The sequence below is a fragment of the Protofrankia sp. Cas4 genome (genome assembly GCF_963555915.1).
GTDB lineage: Bacteria > Actinomycetota > Actinomycetes > Frankiales > Frankiaceae > Protofrankia.
This window is the reverse complement of record NZ_CAUVXL010000128.1, coordinates 17155-22255: the sequence shown is the minus strand read 5'-3', so window position 1 is coordinate 22255 and position 5101 is coordinate 17155. Positions and strand designations below refer to the sequence as shown.

At 68.9% G+C, this 5101-nt stretch carries 5 protein-coding genes and 1 pseudogene; all 6 read right to left on the bottom strand.

Annotated elements, in window-relative coordinates; all coding sequences use genetic code 11:
* Positions 1 to 1328: pseudogene (locus tag U9979_RS11945) on the bottom strand (cell division protein FtsK); the annotation flags it as partial.
* Positions 1329 to 1580: 252 nt separating this feature from the next.
* A complete protein-coding gene (locus U9979_RS11940) occupies positions 1581 to 2147 on the bottom strand; it encodes a MerR family transcriptional regulator (RefSeq protein WP_322750285.1) in 567 nt (188 codons plus the stop codon).
* A gap of 311 nt (positions 2148 to 2458) precedes the next feature.
* The gene (locus tag U9979_RS11935; protein ID WP_322750286.1) at positions 2459 to 2944 is read right to left on the bottom strand and encodes a bifunctional nuclease family protein; all 486 of its coding nucleotides are present in this window, start codon (positions 2942 to 2944) and stop codon (positions 2459 to 2461) included.
* Between the two features lie 223 nt (positions 2945 to 3167).
* Complete coding sequence (locus U9979_RS11930; RefSeq protein WP_322750287.1) at positions 3168 to 3932, bottom strand: MerR family transcriptional regulator; 765 nt, start codon at positions 3930 to 3932, stop codon at positions 3168 to 3170.
* Between the two features lie 16 nt (positions 3933 to 3948).
* The gene (locus U9979_RS11925) at positions 3949 to 4500 is read right to left on the bottom strand and encodes an FHA domain-containing protein (protein WP_322750289.1); all 552 of its coding nucleotides are present in this window, start codon (positions 4498 to 4500) and stop codon (positions 3949 to 3951) included.
* Positions 4501 to 4783: 283 nt separating this feature from the next.
* Positions 4784 to 5101, bottom strand: a 318-nt coding sequence (gene gcvH, locus U9979_RS11920; protein ID WP_322779438.1) for a glycine cleavage system protein GcvH, incomplete at its 5' end; no start/stop codon positions are given.

The window sequence follows — 5101 nt, the reverse complement described above, 5'->3', positions numbered from 1 at the left end:
TCCGGGCCGAACGCCACCGGAACAGCAAGACCGCCGGCGGCGTCAAAGCTCCACAGCGTCTCGGGTAGCAGGGCGCGCGCGTTCGGCGGCCGGGCGGCCTCGTGGGCCGCGGCGGCAGCCACGATCTGGGCCACCGCGGCCACCAGATCGGGGGGCGGGGGTTCATCCAGGTCGCATCGAAGTGGACCCGACAGCGAGCAGCGCCAGCTCGGCCGGTCGCCCTCGGGCCGGCCCGGGTCCCCGGCAGGACGATTCCCGCCGTCGTCGGTCAGCCACAGAGTCTCGGCGTGCGCCAGGGTGTCATGCCCGCGTCGGGCACCGGGGGCGGCGGCGCCCTCCTCCGCCAGGACGATGACGTGCACACCGCATGCAGGACCCTGGGCGGCGACCGCCGCCAGCGCCCGAGCGGCGTCGTCGGCCAGCGACGGCCAGGCCAGCAGTACCAGCAGCCGCCAGGGCTCGGCCCGCGGCAGGCCGGCGGCTTCTCGCTCCCGCAACGAGGCGAACCGGCCGCCGAGCCGGTCGACCGTGATCCGCCCCACCTCCGCGGAAAGCTCCGCGAGCACGCCTTCCAGGCGGGTTCGGGTGGTCAGGGTGGGGCTGGCGACGCCGGCGGCCCGCAGCGGGGCGAAACCTGCAAGCCCGGCCCCCAGCTCATAAGGGTCGTAGACGATGACCCGCACCGACCCGGCCGGCGCCGCCGCGAGCACCCGGGTGAGCAGGCCGCGCACAACGCCGACCCCCTCACCCCGGCGGTCACGGTCCACCACGATGCGCAGGTTGCCGCCGTCGAGCAGGCTGACGGCGAGGGGAACCTCGGCGGCGACTCCGCCGGGCAGCAGCGGTGGGACGATCACTCTCCCCACCCGCCACAGGCCTGGCCGGTAGTGCCGTTCCGCGGCTCCCTGCACGGGTACGCCCGGTGCTGACACTCCCTGCACGGACACTCCCTGCACGGACACTTCCGGTGCGGACACCGGCTCGCCAGGCGTGGGGTGCCCGGCCAGGCCGGCCTGGCGCACCGGCGTCCACGCCGGCGCCGACCACCGTGCGCCGGCGAGAGCGGGCGCCTGCTCACGGGCGATCGAGGCCGCGGCGCTGAGCGCGATGGGCACCCGCTGCGCAGCGCTGGATCCGGTGTGCCAGGCGTCGTCGGGCCAATGGAGCTGGTCGGTCGGACGCGTACCGGTACCCGCAAGGGGCGCGTCCGGTTCGGGCAGCTCGACCTGGTCGGCCAGTGCCTCCAGCCGATCGGCGAGGCTCAGCGCCTCACCGAGGCATGTCTGGATGCCAGTGACCAGCGTCCGCACTCGCCGAGTGCCCGACACCGCGACCTCCCCGCGATCAAGCAAATGGCACGACGATGGTGGTGTGGCGTCCTGGCCGACCCGTGACCTACCGGTAGAACCAACCTAACGACGAGATCCGACGAAGGCGGGGTTTTCCCTTGACTGGGTGGGCCTGCGCCGATGTGACGCTACCGGACGGGCCGGCGCCTCATGCTCCCCGTCCCCGCGGGTTCGGTCCAGCAACGTGACCACGGTCGGGTAGCCGCGTCGGCCCCCGGGCTTCCCGCTGGTTCAGGCTGAGCTGCGCCGGCCGCGCCGGTTGGCCAGCTCGTCCCCGGGATGACCGACGGCGACGTGCGCCGGGTGCCCGACCGGTCCCGGGCGTTCGGGCCGCTCGGTCGGCAGTTGCGACAGCTGCCCGCGCATGTCCCGCACGGCCCGGCCGACCGCGATCGCGAAGACCCCCTGCCCTCCTTGGACGAGGTCGATGACCTGGTCGTCGGAGGTGCACTCGTACACCGTCGACCCGTCGCTGACCAGGGTGACCCTGGCAAGATCGTCGATCCCGCGGACGCGCAGGCAGTCCACGGCGGCACGGATGTTCTGCAGGGAGACCCCCGCCTCAAGCAGTTTGCGTACGACCCGCAGAACCAGCACATCGCGAAAGGAGTACAGCCGCTGGCTACCCGACCCGGTGGCGCCTCGCACGCTCGGCACGACAAGCCCTGTACGGGCCCAGTAGTCGAGCTGCCGATAGGTGATCCCCGCAGCGGCGCACGCGGTGGGCCCCCGGTAGCCGACATCATCGCCAGGAGGTTGAGGAAGATCATCCGGGAAGAGCTGACCTTGCTCGATCATCGCCGTCCGATCATCGCTGTCGCCATCCGTCCCACCAACCGGCTCCCGGGCTCACCCGGCCCCGCCACAGCATCGCCGTGCGCGGCCGCCGTGGCGGGACCGCAACCTCGACTCGACGGTAAGAGCCCTCGACGGTTGGATCAATGATCAGGATTGACGTGTCCCGCAACCGCATGAAAGCACGCCCAGCCCGAACTATTGAGGATACAACCGCACACGTGCCGCAACGGCTCGCAATGCCGCCTGGTGCTGCCACCTGGTGACGCCGCCCGGTGACGATCCTGATCCACCGCGTGACGGGGAATACACGATCAGGAGCCTGGTGTGTTGAAGTCCTCCGGTGAGATCGTGTCCAGGAACTCTCGGAACTTCTCCAGCTCGCTCTCCTGCTCCTGCTCCTGATCCTCGGGCACGGTGATGCCAGCCTCGGCGAGTACCGACTCCTCGCCGTAGACGGGTACCCCCATCCGCATGGCCAGCGCGATGGCGTCCGACGGCCGGGCCGAGACCTCGACTCCGTTTCCGAACACGAGCGTCGCGAAGAACACTCCGTCCTGGAGATCGTTGATGGTCACCCTCGTGAGTTCCGTCTGCAGGGCCTGCAGCACATCACGCATGAGATCGTGGGTCATCGGACGGGCGGTCGTGATGCCCTCCTGCGCGAACGCGATGGCTGTCGCCTCCACCGCGCCGATCCAGATGGGCAGGTAGCGCTCACCTCCGACCTCCTTCAACAGGACGATCGGCTGCTTCGACGGAAGCTCGACACGAACGCCGACGATGTCCAGCCGATGCACCGATCTACCTCCTCGCACAGGTGAGCAGGACGGGATGATCTGAGCGGAAACTGTAGACGCCCACCGGGTGACAGTATCCCCGTCGCTGGAGTTCGTCAGCGTGCCCGGTGCATCCGGAAAGATCGACTACCGTGGACATCTTCCACCCCACTGTCAACGATAGGTGCCCGCGGGCGAATCGGCCTGCGAAAGACTGATCCACGGACATGCCGAGGTGGCGTCATCAGCTCGGCCCGGCCCGCAACCGTGAGCGCAGCAGGGCGGCGTGCAGCCGAACCAGCAGACCCGCGAGCTCGTCCACGGTGTCCTGCGCGTGCCCGCCGGGACGGTCGCGCTGCCCCCGTAGGGGGGCCGCCACCTGTTCGATCAGTCCCGCTTCCCGATCGGCCGCGACCCGCGAGGAACGCAGGTGACGAGGCTGGACGCCAAAGGCGCTCAGCGCGGCGAACGTGCGTGCGACCGCCAGCGCGTCCCCGTCGAAATAGCTACCGCCGGGGCGGGGCGCGAGCAGCCCGTACTGTTCGAGTTCGACAAGTTGATCGTCACCGATGCCGGTGGCGGCGAGCAGCTCCCGGCGCGACATCCGCACCGTCTCGCCGCCGTCGACGATCATGTCCAGGACGCGGGGCGGGGGTGGTGCGACCGGGCGAGGGCCGGACCGCTCACGCGGGTGCTCGCCGCGGTCGATGGACTCCAGTTCCTCTTTGATCACTCGCAGCGGCAGAAAGCGTTCCCGCTGTGCACCGAGTATGTAACGGAGTCGACCCACATCATCGGATGAGTACTTGCGATAGTTCGCATTCGTCCGGGCCGGGACCACCAGACCTTCCGCCTCCAAATATCGGATCTTGGACAGCGTCACGTCGGGATAGTCCAGCCTCAGTCGATCGAGTACCTCGCCGATGTTGAACGTCTTCGCGGGGGAGCCACCCGCCGGGGCCCGAGCGGGCATCGGCACGGACGATGTCGTGGCCCGACCGGCGTTCATCGATGGGACCATCGGCTCACTGGGGCCCCCCGCCACCCGTCGCCATGATTGATCCAGTCAGGAACACCAGTCGGAATTTGCCGATCTGGACCTCGTCACCACTGGACAGTTCGGCCGAGTCGATCCGCTCCCGGTTGAGATAGGTGCCGTTGAGGCTACCTACGTCACGAACGGCAAAGCCCTTCGTGTACGGAGACCGATGGAACTCGGCGTGACGGCGCGACACCGTCACATCATCCAGGAAAATATCGCTTTCCGGATGCCGGCCCGCCGTCGTCAGGTCGGCATCCAGCAGGAAACGGCTGCCCGCGTTGGGCCCTCGCTTGACCACGAGCAAACCTGAACCCGGTGGCAACGCGTCAACGGCGGCGACGGCATCCCGCTCGGTCGACTCGTCGACGTGATCACCCTCGATACCCGAAAGGGCTGCGGCAAGGTTGAGCGTCGACGTCTGCTCGGCAGGTCGTTCCGGCGCGACGGGCTCACCTGGACGTACCAGTGGAGACCCACACCGCGCGCAGTACAACGCATCAGTCGGGTTCTGCTGTCCGCACCTCGTGCAGAACACGGTCGCGTCTGCTTCCTGCCGGACCGCCGCGGGTGCGGTTGGGTCGGCCGCTCGGGCCACCTGCCTGGGGTGGCGAAAGTTCGATTCCTCCTCGGGGACACCCACCCACCGCGCGGACGGCCCCGAAGCCGGAAGGGTCGACACCGACCGCGACATCCCGGCCTCGTATCGCCTTCCCGGCGCACAATGAGGCTAGTGCATCGGGTCCACTACCGCGCAAAGGGAGTAGGTCAGCTATTCCTGCGTGGCGTGGACCTGAACGCCAGACTACATGTGCAGATCATCACGTTCGCTTCACGTGCTGGGCGTAGGCGTCCGCGTCGAGCAGGGAATCGGTCGTCCCGGCGTCGTCGACGGCCACCTCGACCAGCCAACCCTCACCGTAGGGATCGGAGTTGACCAGCTCCGGAGTGCTGTCGAGCACCTCGTTGCGAGCGATCACCTCCCCGGAGACCGGGGCGTAGACGTCCGAGACGCTCTTGGTCGACTCTACTTCGCCGAACGGCTCACCGGCCTGCACCCGGTCACCGACCGCCGGCAACGTCACAAACACGATGTCTCCGAGCGCTTCCTGTGCAAACGAGGTGATACCCACCCGCAC

Coding starts and splice junctions, on each gene's coding strand:
- U9979_RS11940 (WP_322750285.1), bottom strand. CDS start 2,147: ATGATCGAGCAAGGTCAGCTCTTCCCGGATGATCTTCCTCAACCTCCT.
- U9979_RS11930 (WP_322750287.1), bottom strand. CDS start 3,932: ATGAACGCCGGTCGGGCCACGACATCGTCCGTGCCGATGCCCGCTCGG.